This window comes from Streptomyces sp. NPDC007991 (assembly GCF_042958445.1).
Classification (GTDB): Bacteria; Actinomycetota; Actinomycetes; order Streptomycetales; family Streptomycetaceae; genus Streptomyces.
In genome coordinates this window covers 828,257-853,559 of record NZ_JBIBJD010000001.1, presented here as the reverse complement: position 1 = coordinate 853,559, position 25,303 = coordinate 828,257, and the positions used below count along the sequence as shown (strand labels likewise).

The following is a 25,303-nucleotide window of genomic DNA, read 5'->3' as shown; positions in this document are numbered from 1 at the left end:
GCGCGCCGGGGACGCCGGGAACGGAAGGCCCATGAGCAGCGGCTTCAGCAGCCCGGAGGGCTACGGCTCGGATCCCTTCGGAGAATTCCTCGCACGCTTCTTCGGCGGACCGCGTCCCGGTCCCCGGCAGATCGACATCGGCCGGCTGCTCAGCCAGCCGGCCCGGGAACTCGTCCGCGGCGCCGCCCAGTACGCCGCCGAGCACGGCAGCCGGGATCTCGACACGGAGCACCTGCTGCGGGCGGCGCTCGCCACCGAGCCCACCCGGACCCTGCTCACCAAGGCCGGCGCGAACCCCGACTCCCTGGCGTCACAGATCGACGAGCGGTCGGGGCCGGCCCAGCACACCCCCGACGACACACCGCCGCCGACCGCGCTCTCCCTCACCCCGGCCGCCAAGCGCGCCCTGCTGGACGCGCACGACATGGCCCGGGCCCGGGGCTACGGCTACATCGGGCCGGAGCACGTGCTCAGCGCCCTGGCCTCGAACCCCGACTCGGCCGCCGGGCACATCCTCAACGCGGCCCGCTTCGCCCCCTCGGAACCCCCCGAGGCCCCGGAGGCCCCCCAGGCCGAGCGACCGCGCCCGACGAACACGCCGACCCTCGACAAGTACGGCCGTGACCTCACCGAGCTGGCCCGGCAGGGCCGTATCGACCCTGTGATCGGCCGGGACCAGGAGATCGAGCAGACCGTCGAGGTCCTCTCCCGGCGCGGCAAGAACAACCCCGTGCTGATCGGTGACGCGGGCGTCGGCAAGACCGCCATCGTGGAGGGCCTGGCCCAGCGCATCTCCGAGGGGGACGTGCCCGACGTGCTGACCGGGCGCCGCGTCGTCGCCCTGGACCTGACGGGCGTGGTCGCGGGCACCCGCTACCGGGGTGACTTCGAGGAGCGGATGAACAACATCGTCGGCGAGATCCGCACCCACTCCGACCAGCTGATCATCTTCATCGACGAGCTGCACACGGTGGTGGGCGCCGGTGCCGGCGGCGGTGACGGCGGCTCCATGGACGCCGGCAACATCCTCAAGCCGGCCCTCGCCCGCGGCGAGCTGCACATCGTGGGCGCCACCACGCTGGAGGAGTACCGGCGGATCGAGAAGGACGCCGCGCTGGCCCGCCGCTTCCAGCCGATCATGGTGCCGGAACCGACCGCGGCTGACGCGATCGAGATCCTGCGCGGCCTCCAGGACCGCTACGAGGCCCACCACCAGGTCCGCTACACCGACGAGGCCCTGGTCGCCGCCGTGGAGCTGTCCGACCGCTACCTCACCGACCGCAGGCTGCCGGACAAGGCGATCGACCTGATCGACCAGGCCGGTGCCCGGGTCCGGCTGCGCGCCCGCACCAAGGGCACCGACGTACGGGCCATGGAGCGGGAGCTGGAGCAGCTGACCCGGGACAAGGACCAGGCGGTCGCGGACGAGAGTTACGAACAGGCCACCCAGCTGCGCGACCGGATCATGGACCTGAAGCTGCGGATCACCCAGGCGGGCGGCGACGGCGAGATCGACGAGGGGCAGGACCTGGTCGTCGGGTCCGAGGCGATCGCCGAGGTGGTGTCCCGGCAGACCGGCATCCCGGTCAGCAGCCTCACCCAGGAGGAGAAGGACCGCCTGCTGCATCTGGAGGAGCACCTGCACGAGCGGGTGATCGGCCAGGACGAGGCCGTGCGGGTCGTCTCGGACGCCGTGCTGCGCTCCCGCGCCGGGCTGGCCAGCCCCGACCGGCCGATCGGCAGCTTCCTGTTCCTCGGCCCGACCGGCGTCGGCAAGACCGAGCTGGCCCGGGCGCTCGCCGAGGCCCTGTTCGGCAGCGAGGACCGCATGGTCCGCCTCGACATGAGCGAGTACCAGGAGCGGCACACCGTCAGCCGCCTGGTCGGCGCCCCGCCCGGCTACGTCGGCCATGAAGAGGCCGGCCAGCTCACCGAGGTCGTCCGACGGCACCCGTACTCGCTGCTCCTGCTGGACGAGGTGGAGAAGGCCCACCCGGACGTCTTCAACATCCTGCTCCAGGTCCTCGACGACGGCCGCCTCACCGACTCCCAGGGCCGCACGGTCGACTTCACCAACACCGTGATCGTGATGACCAGCAACCTCGGCTCCGAGGTGATCACCCGCCGCGGCGCCTCCGTGGGCTTCGCGTCGGGCGGCGCCGACGCGGACGAGGAAGCACGGCGCGAACAGATCCTGCGCCCCCTGCGCGAGCACTTCCGCCCCGAGTTCCTCAACCGCATCGACGAGATCGTCGTCTTCCGCCAGCTCAGCACGGAACAGCTCCGCCGGATCACCAACCTCCTGCTGGACCGCACCAGGTCCCTGGTGCAGAGCAAGGGCATCGCGGTCACCTTCACCGACCGAGCGGTGGAATGGCTCGCCGAGCACGGCTACCAGCCGGAGTACGGCGCCCGCCCGCTGCGCCGCACGATCCAGCGCGAGGTGGACAACGAGCTGTCACGGCTTCTGCTGGACGGCAGGGTCGAGGAGGGCGGCCGAGTGACGGTGGACGTGGAGGACGGCCGCTTGACTTTTCAGACGCCGGCAAGCGCAACGCCCTGACAGGGGCGCGGGGAGCTGCGCGACCAGCCCCCACGCACCGTCAGACGGCACTCAACGCACAGGCCGTACCACCATCGCCGCTCCCCCACCCCGCCGCACGGTCTCAGCGGCTGCCAGCCACTTCCCACCCGGCAACCGCTGAACCCCCGTGGCCGCACCGATCTCCGGGTTGGCCTTGAAGGAGTGGCCGATCGCTTCGAGCTGCTTCCTCACGCCACTGTCGAGCCCCGGTTCCAGCTCGGTCTGTGCGGCGTTGCGCTGACTGGCCCGCGGCGCCGCGATCGCGTCGACCAGCGGCAGCCCCCGGTCGAGGAACCCGACCAGCGTCTGCAGAACCGTCGTGATGATGGTCGCCCCACCCGGCGACCCCAACGCCACCACGGGCCTGTCATGCCGGTCGAGCACGATCGTCGGCGACATGGACGACCGCGGCCGCTTGCCCGGACCCGGCAGGTTCGGGTCGTGCACGGCCGGGTTCGCCGGGGTGAAGGAGAAGTCCGTCAGCTCGTTGTTGAGCAGGAACCCCCGCCCCGGCACGGTGATCGCGCTGCCGCCCGTCTGCTCGATGGTGAGGGTGTAAGAGACGACGTTCCCCCACTTGTCGGCCACGGTCAGATGCGTGGTGCTGTCGCCCTCGTACGTCGTCGGAGCGGCCGTACCACCGGAACCACACGCCTGCGGGTCGCGCGGATCACCCGGCGCCACCGGACTCTTGAGCACCGCGTCGTCCTTGATCAGGCACTCGCGCGAGTCGGCGAACCGCTGGGACAGCAGTTCCTTGGTCGGCACGTCTTCGAACGCCGGGTCACCGACCCACCTCCCCCGGTCCGCGAAGGCGATCCGGCTGGCCTCGATGTAGCGGTGCAGGTACTGCGCCTGGCTCGCCTTCGACAAGTCGGTCCGCTCCAGGATGTTGAGCGCCTCGCCGACCGTCGTGCCGCCGGAGGAGGACGGCGCCATGGAGTACACGCCGAGGCCGCGGTACGAGGACCTGGTGGGGGCCTGGAGCTTGGGGCGGTAGGCGGCCAGGTCCCGCTCGGAGAGGTCGCCGGGGCGGGCGTTCCAGCCGGAGGACGGGTCCACGGGCGGCTTGTTGACCGTGTCGACGACGTCCCGGCCGATGTCCCCGCGGTAGAGCGCGCCGACGCCCTTGCGGGCCAGCTCCGCGTATGTGCGGGCGAGGTCGGGATTCTTGAAGGTGGAGCCGACGGCGGGGAGCCGTCCGCCGGGCAGGAACAGCTCGGCGGTGTCCGGGAAGTAGCGGAAGCGGGTCTCGTTGGACGCCGTCTGCGAGCGGAAGGTCTCGTCGACCGTGAAGCCGTCACGGGCGAGCCGTTCGGCCGGCTTCAGGACGCTCGCGAGCCGCTTGCTGCCCCACTGGTCGAGCGCCGCCTGCCAGGTGGCGGGCGTGCCCGGGGTGCCGACGCTCAGGCCGCTGCTGACGGCGTCGGCGAAGGGGACGGGCTTGCCGTTCTCGACGAAGAGGTTCTTGTCGGCGGTCAGCGGGGCGGTCTCGCGGCCGTCGATGGTGCGGACGGTGCGGGACTCGGCGTCGTAGTAGACGAAGTAGCCGCCTCCGCCGACGCCGGCCGAGTAGGGCTCGGTGACGCCGAGCGCGGCGGCCGTGGCGACGGCCGCGTCGACGGCGTTGCCGCCCTGGCGCAGTACCTCGATCCCGGCGGCGGAGGCGTCAGGATCGACGCTGGAGACGGCGCCGCCGTAGCCGACGGCCAGGGGGGTCTTCTCACCGCCCGTGCGCTGCGCGGTGGGTGGCGCCGCGGCTCCCACCGACACCACCACGGCGGCCGAGACCGCCAGGACCGTCAGATTCCGTGCGACAGGGCGACGCATCCGCACCTCCAGTCAAAGGCCGTCCGCGCAGCTTAATTCATCGCCATGGCCGCGTCAGGGAGGCGTCGAACACCGGTGCGTCGGGCCGCTACCATGCGCGCCCATGAATGACGACGTGCGCAACATCGTCCTGGGGGTGGTCGCGGCGGGCATCAGCGCCGCGCTCGGCTGGGTGGCCCGCACCTACCTGTGGAGGCGCAAGCTCCGCCGGAAGCAGGCCTTCTTCGGACTGCCCGACAACTCGGAATCGCTGCTGGTGGTGAACCGGGGTGCCGGAGGGCCCGAGTTCGCCGTGATGCGCTACGACGTGTTCGCGCTGCTCGAACTCGCCGCGCTGATCAAGGACTGCAACGCCCACGCCCAGATACTCCCGCACGACACGGCACGTCAGGGATTCGGTGAGCGCACCGAGTTCTGCGTGGGCGGCCCGGCGTCCAACCGTCGTATGGCGGCGCATCTGTCCTCCCTGCTGCCGGGTGTGCGCGTGAACGTCGACGCCGAACCGAGCCCGGACCGGGGCTCGTTCCTGGTCGGCGCCGAGCGCTACCGCGTGGAGAGCGGCAAGGAGGAGTACGCGCTGCTCGCCCGGCTCACGGCGGAGCGGAGCCGGCACACCCGTCCCGTCTTCCTGTTCTGCGGCCAGACGTCGATCACCAACCAGGCCACCACCCGCTATCTCGCCCGCCATCACGAACGGTTGGCGCGCAAGTACGGCAACAACTCGTTCGTACTGCTGCTCAAGGTGATCAACTCGCAGGCGTACGGGCCGGACGTCGTCGAGATGGTGGCGGACGTGACGCGTGCGGCCCAGGCCCCGCTGCCCGCCGCGGCGACGGCGGATCCACGGGGCAGCCACCGCGCCTCCCGAAGTCCTCCACTTCTCAACAATCGTTACTGGCACGTAACTTACCGACGGGTTACCTCTGGTAAGGGGGCGAGGTTACCGTCTGGTCACTTTGCACTGACACGAGTGAGGAGTGACCCGTGGGACATCACCGCAAGGCCCTGCGCACCACCGCCGTAGGCGCCGTCTCGGCGACCCTGGTCGCCGGCACAGCCCTCGGGCTCGCCCCCACCGCACAGGCCGCGCCGAACCCGGTCCGGTTCTTCGACATCGCGGGCGACGGCGGTACCGTCCTCAAGGCCAACGTCGTCACCCCGGCCGGCGCCGACGGCACGCGCCGCTACCCGCTGCTCGTCATGCCCACGAGCTGGGGACTGCCCCAGGTCGAGTATCTGGCCCAGGCCCAGAAGCTCGCCGAATCCGGGTATGTCGTCGTCACCTACAACGTGCGCGGCTTCTGGCAGTCGGGCGGCGAGATAGAAGTCGCGGGCCCGCCCGACGTGGCCGACGCCTCGAAGGTCATCGACTGGGCGCTCGCCCACACCCCCTCGGACGCCGGGCGCATCGGCATGGCGGGCGTCTCCTACGGCGCCGGCATCAGCCTGCTCACCGCCGCGCACGACAAGCGAGTCCGCGCGGTCGCCTCGCTGAGCGGATGGGCCGACCTGATCGACTCGATCTACTCCGGGCGCACCCAGCACGTCCAGGCCGCCGCCCTGCTGGACGGCGCGAGCGTCGTGACAGGTCGGCAGAGCGCCGAACTCCGGCAGACCTTCGACGACTTCTACGCCTCCAACCTGGCCAAGGAGCCGGAGCTCGTCGCCTGGGGGAAGAAACGTTCCGCTGCGACCTATGTCGACCAGATCAACGAGAACGGCGCGGCGATCATGCTCGCCAACGCCTGGGGCGACACGGTCTTCCCTCCCAACCAGTACGCCGACTTCTACGAGAAGCTGACCGGCCCCAAGCGGCTGGAGATGCGGCCCGGGGACCACGCCACCGCCGAGCTGACCGGCCTGTTCGGGCTGCCCAACGACGTCTGGAAGGACACCGAGCGCTGGTTCGACCACTACCTGCGGGGTGAGGACAACGGCATCGACCGGGAGCAGCCCGTCCAGCTCAAGTCCCGCTCCGCGGGCGGCTACGAGGGCTACCCGGACTGGAAGTCGGCCGCCGCGACGCACCGGAAGATCGCCCTCGCCGGCACGACCACGATCCGCACGAACGTGAACTCGGGCGCCGACGGCGGAGTCGTCTTCCTGTCCAGCATCCTCGACCAGGTGGCCCAGTTGCCCCCGATGGCCTCGATCCCCCTGCTTCCCCGCCGCTGGGCCGCCGTGTGGCAGTCGGAGAAGTACGCCACGGCCCAACAGGTGCGCGGAACGGCGGCGCTGCACACGACCCTCACCCCGACCAAGGAGAGCGGCACCCTCGTCGCCTACCTGTACGACGTGGGGCCGCTCGGCCTCGGCAAGCTGGTCACCAACGCGCCGTACACCTTCCACGGGCGCACCCCCGGAAAGCCGTTCGGCGTCGACCTGGAGCTGTACTCCACGGCCTACGACGTCCCGGCCGGGCATCGCCTCGCCCTGGTCGTCGACACGGTCGACCCGCTCTACATCGAGCACAACCCGTCCGGCGCGCAGCTGACCTTCTCCTCGCCGGCGAACGACCCGTCGTACGTGTCGGTTCCGCTGCGCGAGCAGTGATCTCCGGCTGCCGCCGGACGGGCCTGGCCGATGTGAACCGCCGCCCCCGTGGCCCGACAGGGCCGTGGGGGCCGCACCCGGTGGGAATGGCCCGCAGGCCGGGCGGGCGGTCTGCTCATCCCGGGCGGGATCGGCGGAATTCGGCGAAGTCCCCCTCTCCGACAGGGATGAAGGGCACATCGTAGTCGAGGTCCGACACGATGAGCCGTCCGGTGCCTGCCCGTTCAGTGCTTGAGGATCTTGGAGAGGAAGTCCTTGGCGCGGTCGCTGGTGGGGTTGGTGAAGAACTCGTCGGGGACGCGGTCCTCGACGATCCGGCCGTCGGCCATGAAGACGACGCGGTTGGCGGCCGAGCGGGCGAAGCCCATCTCGTGCGTGACGACGATCATGGTCATGCCTTCGCGGGCCAGTTGCTTCATGGCCTCCAGCACCTCGTTGATCATCTCCGGGTCGAGGGCCGAGGTCGGCTCGTCGAAGAGCATCGCCTTGGGCTCCATGGCCAGGGCGCGGGCGATGGCCACGCGCTGCTGCTGACCGCCGGAGAGCTGCGCCGGGTACTTGTCCGCCTGGTCGGCGACGCCGACCCGGTCGAGCAGTTCACGGGAGCGCTTGTCGGCGTCCTCCTTCCGGCGCCCGCGGACCTTGACCTGCCCCAGCGAGACGTTCTGCAGGACGGTCTTGTGGGCGAAGAGGTTGAAGGACTGGAAGACCATGCCGACGTCGGCGCGCAGGCGCGCCAGGGGCTTGCCCTCGTCCGGCAGCGGCTGCCCGTCGAGGACGATCTCTCCGGACTCGATGGTCTCCAGACGGTTGATCGCCCGGCACAGGGTGGACTTTCCCGACCCGGAGGGGCCGATGACCACGACCACTTCCCCCCGGCCGACGGTGAGGTTGATGTCCTGGAGGACGTGCAGCTCCCCGAAGTGCTTGTTGACGTCACGCAGCTCGATCAGCGGATCGACGGCCATGCTCAGCCCTACTCACTCTCAGCTGTGTGGTGGTTGCCGCAACGTATCCAGGCAAGATCGGACTTGTCGGGCGACACGCACTTTTCGATCATTAGCCGTATTTACGGCGAACTTTGGGCCAAAGGTTGTGGCCATGGGGCTCACGACTCCGCGACTTCCGCGTACAGCTGGGACAGCTCGGGCACCCCGTTCGCGGCCCACTCCTGGCCGGAGTCCACGACATCGAACTCCCGGCCGGAGACGAGCCGCACGACGGGCTGCCCGTCGGGCCGGATCTCCCAGGCGGCACCCGGTACGGTGCGCACGATGACGGTGCCCAGGTAGAGCCCGGCGTCGTTCCCGAGCCAGGTCTGGGTCTCCTCGTCGTCCCGCCAGCGTGGCACGAGCTGGTCCAGCGCCTCCAGCGAGGCCGCCGAGTCGTCCAGCCGGACACCCGCCCGGGACGCCTGGGAGCGGAGCAGTTCACACTCGGCGAGGAGTTCCGCGATGCCCGCCGGGTCGGGAACCCCGAGCTTCCGGCGCCGGTTGCCCAGGAAAGGGATGTTCATACGTCCAGCGTGTCATTCGTACCGCCGTACGCACCACAGGCGCGCGGACCCGCGCTTCCTGACGAGTTCACGCCGAGTTCGCGCACGGCTCGTTGACGGGTCCCTGAAGTCTCCCTAGTTTCACCAGGCGTCGTGCGTCTCGGCTTTCGTCGTGTCTTCTGTTCCGTCCCTGCGTTTCGTCTTGGTGCCTCGTGTGTCGATGAGCGGGAGGAGTCGGCCGTGCGCCGATGTGTCCGGGGGATCCTGGTCGTCCTGTCCCTGTGCGTGTCCCTGATGCCGGCGGTCTCGGCACGGGCCGTCGAGGAGCGGCGGGCAGCGCCGGTGCCGCTTGAGCGGCTGTTCGACAACATCGCCGTCAGCGACGACGGCCGGCCCGCGCAGGCCGACTTCGACGGCGCCGGAGCCTCCCTGTCCGCGCGGGACCTCGCGGCCGCGGGCTGGACGCCCGGCCGCGGCCTCACCGTCCAGGGGACGCGGCTGACCTGGCCGCGGCGGCACCCCGGCGAGCCGGACAATGTCCGCGCCGCCGGCCAGGACGTCCGGGTCACGGGGCACGGGGACGCCCTCGCCTTCCTGGTGACGGGCACCGCCGGCACCGAGACGGGCGGCCCGGGCGTGATCACGTATGCGAACGGCACCCGCTCGGGGTACCGGCTGAACGCGCCCGACTGGCGCACCGGGCCGCTCGCCACGAAGGCGGTGGCCCTGCCGCACATCAACACACCCGGCGGGCAGCTCGCCGAGCGGGCCCGCCTGTACGTCGTGACGGTGCCGCTGGTCCCGGGGCGCCCTCTCGCCTCGGTCCGGCTGCCGGACGCGGCCGGGCTGCATGTCTTCGCGGTGTCGGTACGGACCGCGACGCGGGGCTGGACCGGCAGTTGGACGACGTCCACCGGCGGCTACACCGCCGTGGGGCCCTGGACGGACCGGACGCTGCGGCTGGTCGTGCACACCTCGGCGGGCGGGCCCCGGGTGCGGGTGCGCTTCGACAACACCTTCGCGGCGGCGCCGGTACGGATCGGCAGCGCGACCGTCGCCGTGCGGGCGTCGGGCGCGGCGGCACGCGGGACGCCGGTGCCGCTGTCCTTCGGCGGTGCTGAGAGCGTGGAGATCCCGGCCGGGGCCCAGGCGTACAGCGATCCCCTGGGCTTCGCCGTCCCCGCGGACACCGATCTGCTGGTGAGTTTCCACCTGCCCGGCACAGTGGCGGCGGCACCCGTGCACCGGCTCGCGCAGCAGCGGTCATACGTCAGCGGGCCGGGCGACCACGCGGCGGACGCCGCCGCCGACGCGTACACCTCGGTGATCACCGGCTGGCCGCTGCTCGCCGGGGTCGATGTGAGCGGCGGGCCCGGGTCCGTGGTGCTGCTCGGGGACTCCATCACCGACGGCGACAAGTCCACGGTGGACGCGAACCGGCGCTGGCCGGACGTGCTGGCCGGCCGGCTGCTGACGCAGAGCGCGGTTCCGCGCTACGGGGTGCTGAACCAGGGCATCTCGGGCAACCGTGTGGTCACCGACCGGTATCCCGGCGACGGGGTGTCCACGGACACGGCCGGGGTGAGCGCCCTGCACCGCTTCGACCGGGACGTCCTCGCCCAGCCGTCGGCGCGGACGGCGGTCGTCTTCGAAGGCGTCAACGACCTGCGGTGGGACACCTCGGCGGAGCAGGTGATCGCGGGCCTGCGGGAGCTGGCGGCACGCGGGCACGCCCGGGGCGTCAGGATGCTCGCGGCGACGATCCTGCCGTGCGAGGGCGAGGCACGCTGCACGGCCGCCGTCGACGCCGAGCGGGTCGCGGTGAACGCGTGGATCCGGGACGGCGGTGCCTTCGACGGCGTGCTCGACTTCGACGCGGTGGTCCGGGACCCGGGGCGGCCGTCCCGGATCCTGCCCGCGTACGACAGCGGGGACCATCTGCATCCGGGCGACGCGGGGCTGGCGGCCCTGGCGGACTCGGTCGACCTGCGGCTGCTCTAGGCGATGTCCGCGGAGTCCTCAGACATCGAGGTCCACGACGACCGGCGCGTGGTCCGACGCGCCCTTGCCCTTGCGCTCCTCGCGGTCCACGTACGCGTCCTTGACCGCCTTCGTGAACGGCTGGTTGGCGTACACCAGGTCGATGCGCATGCCGCGGTTCTTCGGGAAGCAGAGCTGGCGGTAGTCCCAGTACGTGAACGGGTGCTCGTACTTCAGGGGCCGCGGCACCAAGTCGGACAGGCCCGCCTCGCGCAGGGAGGCGAGGGCGGCGCGCTCGGCCGGGGTGACGTGGGTGGAGCCCTCGAAGGCCGCGCGGTCGAAGACGTCGTCGTCCGTCGGCGCCACGTTGTAGTCACCCATCACCGCGAACGGGCGGCTGCCGGACGCGTCACCGGCGACGGCGGCCTTGAGGGCCTCGAACCACTGGAGCTTGTAGGCGTAGTGCGGGTGGTCCACCTCACGGCCGTTCGGCACGTAGACCGACCAGACCCGGAGCGGGCCACACGTCGCCGAGATGGCGCGGGGCTCCACCGAGCCGTCGAACCCGGGGTCGCCGGGCAGGCCCTTGACGACGTCCTCGATGCCGACGCGGGAGAGCACCGCCACGCCGTTCCACCGGCCCGTCGCGTGGACCGCCGACTCGTAGCCCAGCTCGCGCAGCTGCTCCGCCGGGAACTGGTCCTCGGCGACCTTGGCCTCCTGGAGGCACAGCACGTCCGTGCCGCTGCTCTCCAGCCAGGACAGGAGCCTCGGCAGGCGGGCGGTGATCGAGTTCACGTTCCAGGTCGCGATGCGCATGTCCCACAACCTACCCGGCGGGTCTGACAACGCGGCCCGGTCCCCCGGAGCCCCGGATCCCGGGACTCCGGCCTCGGGCCTCAGACCTCGGCGGAGTCCCCCGGTGTCAGCCGCAGGTGCTCCGCGCCGCCGAGCTGCCCGATCTGGCGGTCGTAGACCGGCCGGGCCAGGTCGGTGAGCAGGGCGTCGTGGATGTCGTAGGCGCGCTGCGGCCTGACCTCGCGGACGTAGTCGATGACCTCCGAGATCTTGTTCCAGGGGGCCATCACCGGGAGCATCAGCGTCTCGACGCGGTGGCCGGGGACGGTGAGGGCGTCGCCGGGGTGGAAGAGCTTGCCACCGTCGACGAGGAAGCCGACGTTGGTGATCCGCGGGATGTCCGGGTGGATCACCGCGTGGAGCTCGCCGTGGACCTGGACGTCGAAGCCGGCGGCGGTGAAGGTGTCGCCGTGGCCGACGGTGTGCACGCGGCCGGGGAACGCCGAGGAGATCTTCTCGGCGACGGACTTCAGGGTCCAGATCCGCGCGGCCGGGTTGTCCTCCATCGCGGCGCGCAGCCGGAACTCGTCGAAGTGGTCGGGGTGCTCGTGGGTGACGAGGATCGCGTCCGCGCCGAGCGCGGCGTCCTCCTCGCTGAACCCGCCGGGGTCGAGAACGAGGGTCTGCCCGTCCTTTTCGAGGCGGACGCAGGAGTGCGACTTCTTCGTGAGCTTCATGATTCCATCCTGCCTCCGCACTGCCCCACCGGCTCACTCCTGGGGCGTGGTCTCCTCGCGGATGACCTGCTGGGCGACCTTGAACGCGCTGTTCGCCGCCGGTACGCCGCAGTAGACGGCCGCCTGGAGGAGGACCTCCTTGATCTCGCCCGGGGTGAGGCCGTTGCGCAGGGCGGCGCGGGTGTGGAAGGCCAGCTCGTCCAGGTGCCCGCCGGCGACCAGGGCGGTGAGGGTGACGCAGCTGCGGGTGCGCCGGTCGAGGCCGGGGCGGTCCCAGATCTCGCCCCAGGCGTAGCGGGTGATGAACTCCTGGAAGTCGCCGGAGAACTCGTCGGCCTGTGCCAGCGCCCGGTCGACGTGCGCGTCGCCCAGCACCTCGCGGCGGACCTTGAGCCCGGCGTCGTAGGGGTCGGGCCGTCCCTGGGGCTGTGGCGGCACGACCGGGGCGATCTCGGCGACGGGGCCGGTCTGGAAGGGCTGCGCGGGGGCTGCGGACAGGACCGGCTTGACGGCGGCCGCGGGCAGGGCGGTCTGACCGGTGGAGGTCTCGAAGGCGGGCTGCCAGGCGGTGGAGAAGTGCCGCACCAGCAGGTCGGTGACGGCCGCGGGCTGCTCCACCGGCACCAGGTGGGAGGCGCCGGGGACGACGGCGAGGCGGGCGTCCGGGATGCCGGCGACCAGGGTGCGGGCCTCGGCGGGGCCGGTGACCTGGTCGTCCGATCCGACGAGGACCAGCGTCGGGACGCCGACCCGCCCGAGCTCCGGCCGGACGTCGAACGAGGCGAGCGCCTCACAGGCGGCGATGTAGCAGCCCGGGTCGGTGGTGCGCACCATCTGCACGGCCCACTCGGTGATCGCGGGCTGCGCGGCGGCGAACCCGCCGGTGAACCAGCGCTCGGGCGCGGTACGGGCGATGGGGTCCAGGCCGTTCGTGCGGACGATCACGCCTCTCTGCCGGAACTCGTCGGCCGTGCCGAAGCGCGGCGAGGCGGCGATCAGCGCGAGGGAGGCGAGCCGCTCGGGGTGGCGCAGGGCCAGCTCGATGCCGACCGCGCCGCCGAGCGCGCAGCCTGCGTAGCCGAAGCGCTGCACGCCGAGCCCTTCGAGGGTGGCCAGCAGCCGGGTGGTGAGGTCGGTGACCGAGCCCGCCGGGTACGCGGGCGCGCCGCCGTGCCCGGGCAGGTCGAACCGGAAGACGCGCCACTGCTTGATCAGCTCGGGGATCTGGCGGTCCCACATGTGCCAGGTGGTGCCCAGTGAGGGACCGAGGATCAGGACGGGAGCCTCTTCCGGCCCGTCAAAGCGGTATTGCAAGGTGTTCGACGGTGTCTCACTCACGCCCCAGAGCCTCTCACGTATCACGTGATCTCACACGGCCGGGGGAAGCCGGCGGCTCTTGCGGCTGAGCCGGGGTGAGCGCGCGGTCGGGAACGAGTAACGGCCGCCCGCGCATGGTCTGCACCGCTTTCGACTTCTCGCGCCTGTCGCCCGGTCGCGTGTTGAAGCGCTTCGAAAGATAAGAACGGAAGAGGCTCGCATCGGGCCCAGCTACGAGTCAAGGACCTCTTCACATACGCATGAGCTGAATCGCTCAACACCTGGCCACAGAGGTTTAGTTGTGCCGCCTATGCGCCTTGTCGCGGAACGGCTTTGCTGTTAGCTTCAACGGTCGTTGGAGTCGAAGCGATTCGACAGAGCAGTCAAGCCGAGTCGACCGCGAACGGCCGAACAGTCATCGTGCGGCTGGAGTCGACGGCGCGTCTCACACCCGCCGCGACAGCGGTTCTCGAGAACGGCGTTCCTCACTCCTGCGCCGAACTGAGGGGGAGAGAGGACCACGTGACCACCCTTGCCGACGGGCTCCGCTTGTTGCGGACTCTCAGCTGCGCCAAGCGGTCCCACAGTTGGCTACTGGCCGTGCTGATGGGGCTGAGCAGCCTGCTCCCAGCCGCGACAGCCGTCGTTCTGGCGGTACTGGTACGGCGCTTCGAGACGGGGGGTACGACGCTGCCGCCACTGACCGCGGCCCTGGCCCCGCTGGCGGCGTTTGTCGCCGTCCTCCTGCTCGGGCACGTCATGGACACCGTTCTGGAGCCACTGGGCTTCCTGGTCCAGGCCACCATCGACGGCGTACACAGGGCGTCGATCACCGAGCTGGTTTCGTCCACCCCGACGATCGACCAGTTGGAGACGCCGCAGGCGCGCACCCTGATCCGCGCGGCCAAGGCGGATCCGGACAACTGGACCGAACACACTCCGGGTGAGGGCGCCGTGGCCGTCCTCCGCATCCTCACGGGCTTCCTCGGCGTCGCCGGATCCTGTGTGGTCCTCGCGGGGTATGCCTGGTGGCTCGTCCCTGTGGTGCTCGTGCCCGCTTTGATCAATTGGGCGCTGCGGCAGAGGCAGGCGCTGCGGTATGTCCGGACGTGGCGCTCCGGCACGGTGGAGGGCGCGAAGGCGCAGATGTGGCAGGACTCGGCGATCTCCCCGTCCGAGGGCAAGGACATCCGTGTCTTCGGGCTGGGTCGTTGGTCGGTCGAGCAGATTCAGCGGCACAGCCTGGCCATGGAGAAACCCATCTGGGCGGCGATCGGGCGGATGCTGCGCGCCGAGTGGAGCCAGCTTCTGTTGGTCGGCGTCCCGCTGTGCGCCGTGTACGCCCTGGTGGCGCACAGCGCGGTGCGGGGGGAGACGACCATCGCGGTGGAGACGGCGGTACTCGTCACTGGATGGACGGTGTTCCAGGCGCTTGGCTGGAGCGAGGAACTCAGGAGCGCGGTAGCTTCCGCCGAGTGCCTGCGCGCCACGCGGGAGCTGCGCGAGCTGCTCGCCCCAAAGGGAGCGGCGGTGCCCAGCCCCGACGGCCGGGGGGTACGGGAACCCGAGGACCGCGAGCGTCCACCGCTCATCCGGTTCGAACAGGTCTCCTTCGCCTATCCGAAGACGGAACGCCAGGTTCTGGACCGTCTGGATCTGGAGATCCGGCCGGGCGAACTGCTGGCCGTCGTCGGACTCAACGGAGCGGGCAAGTCGACCCTGATCAAACTGCTCTGCGGTCTCTACCTGCCGACAGGCGGGGCCATCACCGCGGACGGGCGGAACATCGCCACGCTTGACCCGGACGCCTGGCGCCGCCGGATCGCAGTGGCCTTCCAGGACTTCGTGCGGTACCCCCTGTCCGTCCACGGCAACGTGGTCATCGGCAGGGCGGGCGGACTCGCGGAACGGGCGGACGCCGAGGCCGCCTCCCGGGAAGCGGGGCTGGAAACGGTGCTGGCTGGTCTGCCGTCCGGCTGGGAGACCCCGCTGACCCGCGCCGCGAAGGGGGGCGTCGACCTTTCGGGCGGGCAGTGGCAGCAAGTCGTCCTGGCCCGCGTCCTCTACGCGGTGCGCCGGGGAGCGAGGATTCTGGTTCTTGACGAACCCACCGCCCACCTCGACGTACGGTCGGAGTTCGACGTCTTCGCAAGGCTCGGCGAGCGCAGGTCGGGTGCGAGCGTCGTCCTGATCTCGCACCGGCTGTCCACCGTGCGACAGGCCGACAGGATCGTCCTGCTGGAGGACGGCCGGATCACGGAGACGGGCACGCACGACGAGCTCATGGCGGCCGACGGCCGGTATGCGGCCATGTTCACGATCCAGGCCGCGAGGTTCAGTCGCGGCTTCGAGGACCGGCTGGAGGAGGACCAGTACCGATGACCGAGCTGGCCAGTGAGCAACCGATTCGCCGTCGGCGGTACTTCGCCCTCTGGTACGAATTGCTACGGCTGTCCTGGCGCCGTGCGCCGTGGCTGACGTCCCTGCAGTTCGTCATTCCCGCCCTGATGGTGGCCTCCGTCGCGGGCAACGCCCTGGCCCTGCGCGGCGCGGTGGACGCGACGCTGCGCGGAGAGGTCTGGCCCGCTGTGGCCTACGCGGCCGGGGCGGGACTCGCCGGCACCATGTTGATGGTGCTGGGGGCACTCGACTCCAACACCGCCGGCATCCTCATCGGCAAGGTCGCGGTGCTCGATGTGAATCCCGGTATCTACAGCGACATCGCGACCCTCGAAGGTCTGGAACACCTGGAGCGCACGGACTACCTCGACCGGCTGACCGTAGTACGCAACTCCGCGTGGGAACTCGTGCTCAGCCTGTGGTCGGCGACCGGTGTCCTCTTCATCGTCATCGAACTGGTCGTCACCCTGTTCCTGCTGGGCACGATCAACCCCTGGCTGCTGTTGCTGCTCGTATGCGCGGCGCTGCCGCTCTGGTTCGACCAGAAGGGCAGCAACGCCATCATCCGGGCCGAAACCGCCACGGCCGAACCCTTCCGTCTCCAGCGCAGACTCTTCGACCTCGGTACGGACGGAGCCGCGGGCAAGGAGATCCGCGTGTCGGGGGCGGGAACCGAGCTGGCCCGCAGACAGGCCGCCGCGTGGGACACAGCCATGGCCGGCCGTTACCGGGCGCGACTTGTCGCGGCGGCCTGGAAGCTCGGCGGCTGGACCATCTTCACGCTCGGCTTCGGCGCCGGTCTGGCTCTGATCGTCGTTCAGGTGCTGCGTGGGCACGGCTCGGCCGGAGACATCGTGCTGGCGATCACCGTGGCGAGCAGCCTGCGCCAGTCGGTGTTCACGGGCGTGAACTACGCGGCGAACGTCGCCCGGGCAGGACGGCTCATCGAGCCCTACTTGTGGATGCGCGACTACACCGCCTCCGCACGGTCCGACGCGGCCGGAACCACATCCCCACCCCAGGTCCTGCGCGAGGGAATCACCTTCGAGAACGTCACCTACCGGTATCCCGGCTCTCGACGCCCCGCCCTGCACGACATCAGTGTCCATCTGCCGGCGGGCTCGGTGGTCGCGCTGGTCGGCGAGTACGGTTCGGGCAAGACGACACTGGTCAAGCTGCTCTGCAAGTTCTACAGGCCCAGCGGTGGCCGAGTTCTCGTCGACGGCGTGGACCTCGCCACCCTGGACACGGAGGGCTGGCGTGCGCGGTCAAGTGCGGCGTTCCAGGACTTCGGCCGGTTCCGTACGACCTTCGGGCAGAGCGTCGGCCTGGGTGACCTGCCGCACGCCCAGGATGCCCAAAGGGTCGGCCGGGCCGTGGCGGCAGCCGACGCCGAGCAGCTGGTCGGGGCGCTTCCCGACGGACTGGAGACACAGCTCAGCCGGGACTTCGGGGGCGTCGATCTGTCCGAGGGACAGTGGCAGAAGGTCGCCCTCGCCCGGGCGTCGATGCGCCCCGGTCCCCTGCTGTTGATGCTGGACGAACCCACGGCATCTCTCGACGCCCCGAGCGAGCAGCAGATCTTTGAGCGCTACATCGCCCGTGCCCGGGAGGTTGCCGAGCGGACAGGCGCCATCACGGTGATCGTCACCCACCGGTTCTCGACCGCCACCGGGGCGGACCTCATCCTCACCCTCGACAAGGGCCGACTGATCGAGGCGGGCACCCACGACGAACTGGTCAGCATCGTGGGAGGCCGATACGCCGATCTCTACGGCATCCAGGCCGACGCCTACTCCACATGACCGACCGGCACACCGATGGAGCAGGAACCAATGACTTCTGTCAGTTCTTTCACCCACGGGGACTGCGGGGACACCTCACTGGGAACCGCGGAAGTGACGCCGGCCCCTTCGAGGCCGGCGCCCACTGCCGACGCCTTGCTTTGAAGGTCAGTAGCTCCCGTCCAGGCCTTCCTCGCCTTCGTGGTCCAGCTCTCCCAACGGGCGCTCGTTGTTGGCGACCATGGCGGTGAGCAGGTTTCGGTAGTACCGCGGAAGGCGCTCGACGAGGTCGGGATCGACGATATCGACTGCGGCATCGAATTCACACCGGAACCCGTCCGCACTATCCACGACGTTCAGCGCCAAGGGATTTCCGGTGTGTGTGATCGGCGACGAGTCGGCTTCTGAGACCGTGAGTCCGTCCATGGGGGGTACCACAACCTGGCGGTAAAACGACATTGCCGTTGTGAACAACGTGCTTCGCAGGCCCGCCCCCGGCGGCGCGAATTCCGTGATCAGATCCGCGAAGGTGTAATCCTGGCGCTCGAGCCCGGTGACCAGTTGCATCAACACGTCACCCACGTAGTCCGCGACCAACGTGTCCGCAGGTCGGCGAAGCACCAACGGCAGCAGATTCGAGCAGTATCCGACAGTCCGGTCCAGTTCCTGCGGGCGCCGGGCGGACGCGACCGGGACCAGGATTTCATCCTGCCCCGTCAGCCGCTGCAGCAAGGCCCCCCATGCCGCAACCAAGTAGGCGAAGACCGTGACCCCCTCATTGCGGGCGGCATCGCGCATCTGCCCGCAGAACTCGGGGTCGAGGAGAATACGGTGACGTACCGCGCGGTAAGGGAACTGGCTCGGCTGTCCCGACAACGGCAATTCCGGCGCGGGAACATCCTTCAGGTGAGAATGCCAGAAGTCACGGTGCTTGGCGGCGGTGGGGCCGGCAGTGACTCGCTCGTGCCAGGCGAGATAGTCCCGGAACTGCACGGCCGGGGGGAGTTCGGGACTCGTGCCGCGGCACCTGGCGTTGTACATCGCGACGAGGTCATCGAGCAGGACGCTGTAGGACCAGCCGTCCACTGCCGCGTGATGCACCGTTACCAGCAGCAGGTGCCGTCGCGGGTTGACCTCCACCACTGCGGCGCGGAACACCCCCCCGTCAACCGGGTCGAGCGGTCGTTCGGCCCAGGTCCGCAGGAAGCGGCCGAGGTCGTCCTCGTCCTCACAGGTGTACTCGGTCAGGACGTCGCTCAGAGGCATCTCCCCCACGGGATGGACGACAAGCGTGTCCCCGTCCGAACCGAACGTGGTCCTCAGAGTCTCGTGGCGGGCGACCAGGTCCTGCACGGCGGCACGCAGTGCAACGCGGTTGAGTGAGCCGTCCAGCCAGAACCCGACAGACATCTCGAAGGCGGGCACGCCGCCCCGGTCGAGGGCCCGTAGCTGCCGCTGCGCGCGGGTGCTGCGAGGCGCTGCCGCACGGGGCAGCGGACCCGCTGGTTCAGTACGGCTACCGGCGAGCATGCCGTGGTCCCGCAATTCTTCGATCGACTCACGCACCGCGGTGCGGATATGGTCAAGATCGGCCTGTTCATGCGCGGTGGAGAGGAAAAAGTTGCGCAACTCCCAGACGAACACGCCACGGTCGAGCAGATTGAAATAGAACGGATCCATGTTCGCCTGGTGTTCGAACTTGAAGATCGAGGAGAACCTGTGGGCTTCGATCGGCACTTCGAGCTCGCGGAAGTCGGCGTTCAGCTGGTCCGTGAACATCGCGGTCTTGCGGTCGAGGTTCCGTTGCAGATCAGGTCCCTCCGCACGGAGGTGGTCGAGGACCGCCTTGGCAGTCGCCATGGTGAGTGGATGCTGGTTGAACGTGCCGCCGAAGAAGGTGGATTCCACCCTCGGGCCGGTATCGTCACCGAAGTTCCAGACACCGCCGTCGATTGAGTCCATGACGCCGCCGCGTCCGGCAATCACGCCGATCGGCATGCCGCCTCCTACAATCTTGCCGTAGGTGGCCAGGTCGGCCTCGATGCCGTACAGCCCCTGAACGCCTGCCGGATGACAACGGAAACCTGTCACCATCTCGTCGAAGATGAGTTTCGTGCCGTGGGCCCTTGTGATCTCCCGGACCGCGCGCAGGAAATCAGGCTTCTGCACACCGGGAGTGCGCAGGGTCACCGGCTCGGTCAGAACTGCTGCGAGGTCCGCACCGTGCTTGTTGATGAAGTCGAGCGCCTCGTCCGTGCCGAACTCGAGTACGTACACGTTTTCCACCGCATGCGGGGAGATGCCGGGTGCGAGCGGCCGGGTGCCGAATACGCCGTTCTCATGGGCCGGCACAGCGAGCACACTGTCGAAGTGACCGTGGTATGCGGTGGAAAAGACCACGATCTTGTCGCGGCCGGTTGCTGCCCGGGCAAGCCGAACCGCAGTCATGACGGCTTCTGTGCCGCTGTTGAGGAAGGCAACGCGCTCCATTCCGGTGAGCTCGAGTACTCCGGCGGCAACTTCCTCGACCAGTTGAGTGCGCGGCCCGAGGCTGAAACCGACGTCCAGCCGCTCGCGAATAGCCGACATGACGGCCGGCGGATTATGACCGAGGAGGTGGACACCGTATCCCAGGGTGAGGTCGACGTACTCGTTTCCATCGATGTCCCACAGTCGTGAGCCCTGCCCGCGTTCGGCGACGATCGGGTACAGCATCTCTTTGATCGAGGGGCGAAAGCCGACAGTGGAACGGCTGTCCGCGACCATCGTCCGGAACCGTTGGGCAAATTCCTTCGAGCCCTTGGTGCGGGCACTGAGGCGGTCACCGAGTCTCTTCAGATAGCGGGCGCGCTCTGCCGTCTCCACGGGGCTGATCGCGCTGCTCCGGGCGCCGGGCGCGAGTGGCACCACCATTTTCGCCGAAACCGGCCGCGCCGGGGAGGGCACCACCGGCGGCGAAACACCGGCTCCGGACACGGACCCAATGGCCGGGTCAGCCGCGGCGACCGGCTCGCTGCCCGCCAGCAGCTGAAGCTGACGCTGCATGACCATGAGCTGTTCCTTGATCAGGCCGTGCACGGCCGTCGAGGCGCCTGGCGACAAGGCACTGTCCACCGACGACTCAGTTGATGGCCCTGCTGTGACCGTCGGCCGGCTGTCGATCGGCTCCGGCAGGACCGGGGCCGGCGCCGGGCTCGCTACGGCATCGGTGGTGGAGGCAGTGGTGGAGGGCGTTACGGCCTCTCCTCGCGGCAGCTTCTCCGTCGATGCGTGTGCGAGAAAATATGCAGCTAGATCAGGGAGGGTCTGGACGTCAGTGAAGAGTTGCCGTAGCGGCACTTTGCAGCCATAGCGGTCCTCCAAACGCTGCACCATGCCGAGCAGCGACATCGAGTCCCCGAGGTCCGCGAACACGAAGTCGGGGTACAGCTGTTCGGGCTGAACGTCGAAGTAGTCACCGACGATTGCGGCAATTTCCTGGAGCAGGGGTTCCACGGCGCTCTCCTCGTCCCTCGGGCTGCTGTGGACGGTCATGTGTTCTTGGCCCTTTCGTGATCGCCAGTGCGGTGCTGGCGGTGACATTCGGCGTGTACGAGGTGAAGAGTGCTTCCTGGTCCGTATCGCCGCGATGAAAAGGGCGCCCCGCCAAGACGAGAGAGGGGGCCGGCCCCGCAGGCCCCGGCCTCCCGTAACCCGGCGCCACTGACACGACAGGCGAGGCGCATGCCGACCTGGCCACCCCCACCGGGGTGAATGAAAAGGGCATCATGAGAAGGCACTTCGCAAGCCACCACCGTCAACGATCGAGACGGGGCCCAGGCTTGCCGCCAGGTGATCGATGGTCGGGTTCGCGAGGAGTTCGGCAGCCGACAGCGGCACACCAAGCTCTTCCTCGATTCGCCGGGCGAGCCTGACCACGAGCAGCTCGTCGCCACCCACGTCGAAAACGCTCACGTCGTAACGGTTGATCTCCGTCTGCAGCACTTCGGACCACAGTTTCGCCAGAGCCGCCTTCAGCCCATCCCCGCAGAGCTGCTGCCTGGGGGAGGCGAGGGCGGGGCGCACTGGGTCCGGGAGAGCCCACTGCCCCTGGATGCGGCGTTCCGGGTTGGTGAGGGACACCGAGAGCAGGGACGGCATATCGGAGCGCAGTACGAGGTCAAGGACATCAGCGCGCTGCCCTGGTGGCAGGGACTCGTCCCAGGTGACGGTGATCAGTCCGTCCACGCCCGACGCCTGTGCGTGAAGGAAGCCGTCGGCCGCCGAACGGCACAGGTCGCCTGCGCCCGGCACCGAGGTGAGTGAGGACATCATGACGCCGAAATCGACGGGGGTGCCGCCGAAGATCTCGGCCAGCACCAGCGCTCCGCGGACCCTGGGAGCCAGGGCCTGCCGCCAGGCGGCCCGGTCAGTGCGGCCGACCCGGCAAGGGGCCTGGTCGTGTGGTGCGTCGGCGCAGTGGAACCATCCGTCGATCCGGCCGAACCGCTGACGGGCGGTGTCGACCAGCCCCTGCATCGCTCCCGCGTCGGTGACGTCGGCGGATTCCGCCATGACGGTGCCGCCGAGACGTTCGACGTTGCGTATGGCCTCGATCTTTCGGCTGACCGGGTGGGCTGGTCCGTACTCGGTGATCCATCGGTCGAACTCGTCGGGTCGCGGAAGCGGGGAGTCGGTGGTGAGTACCAGCTTGGCCCCGGCGACGCGGGCCAGGTGGCCGGCGAGGGCCAGCCCCATCTGTCCAAGACCGCCGGTGACGAGGTACACGCCACCGGGCCGCAGCCGACTGGCGGGGATCGACGGGCCGGGAGCAGCCGCTGCAGGTACGAACCGTTGCGTCCAACGGCGCCCGTTCCGAAACGCGATCGGCGCCCTGGCCGGGGCGACGATCTCCGCGAGGAGGGCTTCCGGTACGAGGGCGCTCCCGCCGATGTCGATGCTTCGACAACGGAGCTCGGCGAATTGCTGGGAGATGACGTTCAGTGCGGCACCGGTCATCGCGGCGGCAGGGGAAAGGACTTCACCGCCTGTGATGTCGTGCACGTCACGGGCTACCACCCCGAGGTGCGCGCCTTTGCAGCCCGGACTGCGGCCGAGTTGCCCGGCGACGTCGAGAACGGAGAACAGCCCGAGACCGCAGGCGTGATCCAGGCGGTCGGTTGCAAGGTGCCCTGGAACGATGTCAAGAGACCAGAGGTGTACGACCCGCTCAGGAGTCAGCCCGTCCGTGGCCAGCGCTTCGAACAACTTCTCGTAGTCGCCGGAATCCATGGGATCGACGATGAAGGAAGTGGCGTCGGCTCGGCTGAAAGCACCGCCCTGACGTACCACCACCACCTCGGCGCCCTGTTCGCGCAAAGAGTTGGCCAGCGAGTCGCCGACCCCGCCGGAGTCCGCGAACAACAGCCATGGGCCGATGGGCAAGGCGCTCTGCGTGTACCCGCCCGCCCCTGGGTCGAGGCGCTGCCATGACGGTGTATACAGCCACTCGGAGGGGTTCTGCCCACGGCCCCGCTCTTCCTGGACGGAGGCAGACGGCGGTTCGAGACGGAGGAAGGTGCGCTCCAGCGGGTGCACCGGCAGGGGGACGCGGTACTGATGCCCTCCGTACCAGGAAGACCAGTCCACCGGCACGCCTTCGGTCCACAGCCGTCCCGCCGCGGTCAGCAGCCGATCCAAGGGTGCCAGGACTTGTTCATTGTCGAGGCCGGAGCCTGCCGGGAGCGCTGAGGGGTTTCCTATGGCCAACACGGCCGCACCCTCTGCTGCCCGGCCGGTGAACGCCTCGGCCAGCCGGTCGCCCTCCCATATGTCTCGGGTCCAGTGCAGCGGGTCGAGCACCCGCGACTGCGGCAGTTCGCCGCCCACGACGGCCGACAGGATGGGAATGTCTGGAACTCTCGGGCGTACCTCGGGGACGTGCGCGGCCGTTCCTGCTCGCCAGGACAGCAGTGCCAGCGCGTCAGACAGTTCGAAGACCCCGGCGAAGCAAGCTGCGAGGAGTTCACCCACCCCGGCTCCCCCGACCGCCGCCGGCCGAACGCCGGACTCCGTCCACAGCGTGGCGAGCACCCGGCTGGCGGTCAGCAGCGCCGCCGACGGGTCGTCTGCGCTCGGGACGGCACACCACCCGGTAAACCGTTCCGCTATGTCGGCGACAGCGGACAATCGTGCGGACAGCACACTGAATTCCTCGGCCGGGACGTCGCCGAACAGGAACGACACGGTCGGGGTGGCCTGTGCCACCCGTCCGCCGGTGCTCTTGCCCTCGGTGAGCGCACGCAATCCGGCCACGGCGCCCGCGTGGTCTGCCGCGGTGACGGCGTGGCGATGCGACGAGCCGCGTCGGCCGTGGCGCAGCGTGAAAGCCGCGTCCCCGAGGTCGGGCGCGTCCGGCTCCTCCAGTGCATCGGCCAACTGACGGGCCAGCTCGCGCAGCGCCGCGTCGCTGTGGGCACTCACAGCGAGTGTCTGCGGGCCGCCGGCCCTCGCCGGCCGGCCGGAGGGGGGAGGAGCCTCCTCGAGGACAACATGAGCGTTCGTGCCACCGATGCCGAACGAACTCACTCCGGCCCGACGGGGGGTTTCACCCTCGGGCCAGGCCATCGGCAGGGTGTTGATGTAGAAGGGGCTGCCCACCAGGTCGATCTGGGAGTTGGGCCGGGTGAATCCTGGGTGCCCCGGGATTTCCCGGTGCCGCAGCGCCAGCACCGCCTTGATGAAGCCGGCAATTCCCGCCGCGGCGGCGACGTGCCCGATATTCGCCTTTACCGAGCCCAAGGCGCACTGGCCCGGCCGGGCACCTCCTTCGGCGAAGGCCTCGCTCAACGCGGCGAACTCGATGGGGTCGCCCAGAGCGGTGGCGGTGCCGTGGGCTTCGATGTAGGTGATGGTGCCGGCGTCCACCTCGGCCACCGCCTGCGCTTCGGCGATCACGGCCCGTTGCCCGCCGATGCTCGGGGCGGTGTATCCGATCTTGTCGGAGCCGTCGTTGTTGATCGCCGAGCCCTTCACCACCGCGAGGATCTGATCGCCGTCCTCGATTGCCTCGGCCAGCCGCTTCAAAGCGACGAGACCAACCCCGTCACCGAATGTCGTCCCTGCTCCGTCGGCATCGAACGGTCGGCACCGCCCGTCCGGGGAGAGGATCATTCCTTCGCTGAAGACGTAGCCCGGATAGTCGTTGGCGATTACCGACACTCCACCTGCCAGGGCGATGTCACATTCACCGGTGAGAAGGCTCTGTATGGCCATATGCACCGCGACCAGTGACGTCGAACAGGCGGTCTGCACATTGACGCTCGGCCCGTTGAGGCCCAGTTTGTACGAGATCCTGGTGGTCAGGTAGTCCTTGTCGTTGGCGATCATGAGCTCGGTTCCGTCGTAGCCCAGCGGGTCACAGGAACGAGCCACGACATTTGTCAGATACGTGTTCATCGACGCACCTGCGAACACACCGATGTCCTGAGCGTCCGTTCCCCCGGAGTAGCCGATGGTCTCGAGCAGCTCCCATGCGACCTCGAGCAGGATGCGTTGCTGCGGATCGAGCAGCTTCGCCTCGCGCTTGGTGAAGCCGAAGAACTCGTGGTCGAAGTCGAACGCGTCCGGCAGGGATGCGGCTCGCTTGACATAGCCGGGATCGCGCAACACCTGCTCCGGCACCCCGGCGGCCGCGAGTTCGGCGTCGGTGAACGTGGTCAGCATGTCGTCTCCGGCACGCAGCCGGTTCCAGAACTGAGCGACACTCCCGGCGCCGGGGAACCGGCCGCACATGCCGATCACGGCCACATCATTCGGCCGAGCCGTCGGATTGACCATGCTCCCG

At 69.5% G+C, this 25,303-nt stretch carries 13 protein-coding genes and 1 pseudogene; 6 read left to right on the top strand and 8 right to left on the bottom strand.

Features of this window, described 5'->3' with window-relative positions:
- Nucleotides 1-31 precede the first annotated feature (31 nt).
- On the top strand, nucleotides 32-2,563 hold the full coding sequence (locus ACFZDA_RS03605) for an AAA family ATPase (protein ID WP_391074217.1): 2,532 nt from the start codon (nucleotides 32-34) through the stop codon (nucleotides 2,561-2,563).
- A 51-nt stretch (nucleotides 2,564-2,614) separates the two neighbouring features.
- Here ACFZDA_RS03605 and ggt read toward each other — a convergent pair whose 3' ends face one another.
- Nucleotides 2,615-4,414: a gamma-glutamyltransferase gene (gene ggt / locus ACFZDA_RS03600; RefSeq protein ID WP_391074215.1), complete on the bottom strand. Its 1,800-nt coding sequence runs from the start codon at nucleotides 4,412-4,414 to the stop codon at nucleotides 2,615-2,617.
- A 103-nt stretch (nucleotides 4,415-4,517) separates the two neighbouring features.
- Here ggt and ACFZDA_RS03595 point away from each other — a divergent pair.
- Nucleotides 4,518-5,279, top strand: a pseudogene (locus ACFZDA_RS03595) (hypothetical protein); the annotation flags it as partial.
- A 119-nt stretch (nucleotides 5,280-5,398) separates the two neighbouring features.
- The gene (locus tag ACFZDA_RS03590; RefSeq protein WP_391074212.1) at nucleotides 5,399-6,967 is read left to right on the top strand and encodes a CocE/NonD family hydrolase; all 1,569 of its coding nucleotides are present in this window, start codon (nucleotides 5,399-5,401) and stop codon (nucleotides 6,965-6,967) included.
- Nucleotides 6,968-7,191: 224 nt separating this feature from the next.
- Here the strand turns inward: ACFZDA_RS03590 and ACFZDA_RS03585 are convergent, their stop codons facing one another.
- Together ACFZDA_RS03585 and ACFZDA_RS03580 are read right to left on the bottom strand one after the other, a co-directional pair.
- Complete coding sequence (locus ACFZDA_RS03585; protein WP_391074209.1) at nucleotides 7,192-7,935, bottom strand: ATP-binding cassette domain-containing protein; 744 nt, start codon at nucleotides 7,933-7,935, stop codon at nucleotides 7,192-7,194.
- Between the two features lie 140 nt (nucleotides 7,936-8,075).
- Nucleotides 8,076-8,483 (bottom strand): DUF6278 family protein, encoded by a 408-nt coding sequence (locus tag ACFZDA_RS03580; protein ID WP_391074206.1) that lies wholly within the window; start codon nucleotides 8,481-8,483, stop codon nucleotides 8,076-8,078.
- A 273-nt stretch (nucleotides 8,484-8,756) separates the two neighbouring features.
- Between ACFZDA_RS03580 and ACFZDA_RS03575 the strand changes: the two genes are divergently transcribed.
- Complete coding sequence (locus ACFZDA_RS03575; protein WP_391074591.1) at nucleotides 8,757-10,463, top strand: GDSL-type esterase/lipase family protein; 1,707 nt, start codon at nucleotides 8,757-8,759, stop codon at nucleotides 10,461-10,463.
- Nucleotides 10,464-10,481: 18 nt separating this feature from the next.
- Here ACFZDA_RS03575 and ACFZDA_RS03570 read toward each other — a convergent pair whose 3' ends face one another.
- From ACFZDA_RS03570 to pcaC, 3 genes are all read right to left on the bottom strand, one after another.
- Entirely contained in the window at nucleotides 10,482-11,261 is a 780-nt protein-coding gene (locus tag ACFZDA_RS03570; protein ID WP_391074203.1) for an exodeoxyribonuclease III, read from the bottom strand.
- 80 nt (nucleotides 11,262-11,341) lie between these two features.
- On the bottom strand, nucleotides 11,342-11,977 hold the full coding sequence (locus ACFZDA_RS03565) for an MBL fold metallo-hydrolase (RefSeq protein WP_391074200.1): 636 nt from the start codon (nucleotides 11,975-11,977) through the stop codon (nucleotides 11,342-11,344).
- 33 nt (nucleotides 11,978-12,010) lie between these two features.
- Nucleotides 12,011-13,315 (bottom strand): 4-carboxymuconolactone decarboxylase, encoded by a 1,305-nt coding sequence (gene pcaC / locus ACFZDA_RS03560; RefSeq protein WP_391074197.1) that lies wholly within the window; start codon nucleotides 13,313-13,315, stop codon nucleotides 12,011-12,013.
- 501 nt (nucleotides 13,316-13,816) lie between these two features.
- Here pcaC and ACFZDA_RS03555 point away from each other — a divergent pair.
- On the top strand, nucleotides 13,817-15,676 hold the full coding sequence (locus tag ACFZDA_RS03555) for an ATP-binding cassette domain-containing protein (protein WP_391074194.1): 1,860 nt from the start codon (nucleotides 13,817-13,819) through the stop codon (nucleotides 15,674-15,676).
- A complete protein-coding gene (locus ACFZDA_RS03550) occupies nucleotides 15,673-17,499 on the top strand; it encodes an ATP-binding cassette domain-containing protein (protein WP_391074190.1) in 1,827 nt (608 codons plus the stop codon). The genes ACFZDA_RS03555 and ACFZDA_RS03550 overlap by 4 nt, the downstream gene beginning before the upstream one ends.
- Before the next feature lie 147 nt (nucleotides 17,500-17,646).
- Here the strand turns inward: ACFZDA_RS03550 and ACFZDA_RS03545 are convergent, their stop codons facing one another.
- Together ACFZDA_RS03545 and ACFZDA_RS03540 are read right to left on the bottom strand one after the other, a co-directional pair.
- Nucleotides 17,647-20,973 (bottom strand): aminotransferase class III-fold pyridoxal phosphate-dependent enzyme, encoded by a 3,327-nt coding sequence (locus ACFZDA_RS03545; RefSeq protein ID WP_391074182.1) that lies wholly within the window; start codon nucleotides 20,971-20,973, stop codon nucleotides 17,647-17,649.
- Between the two features lie 270 nt (nucleotides 20,974-21,243).
- Nucleotides 21,244-25,296 carry a beta-ketoacyl synthase N-terminal-like domain-containing protein gene (locus tag ACFZDA_RS03540; RefSeq protein ID WP_391074179.1) on the bottom strand — a complete coding sequence of 1,351 codons (4,053 nt, stop codon included), beginning with the start codon at nucleotides 25,294-25,296 and terminating at the stop codon, nucleotides 21,244-21,246.
- Nucleotides 25,297-25,303: the final 7 nt, after the last annotated feature.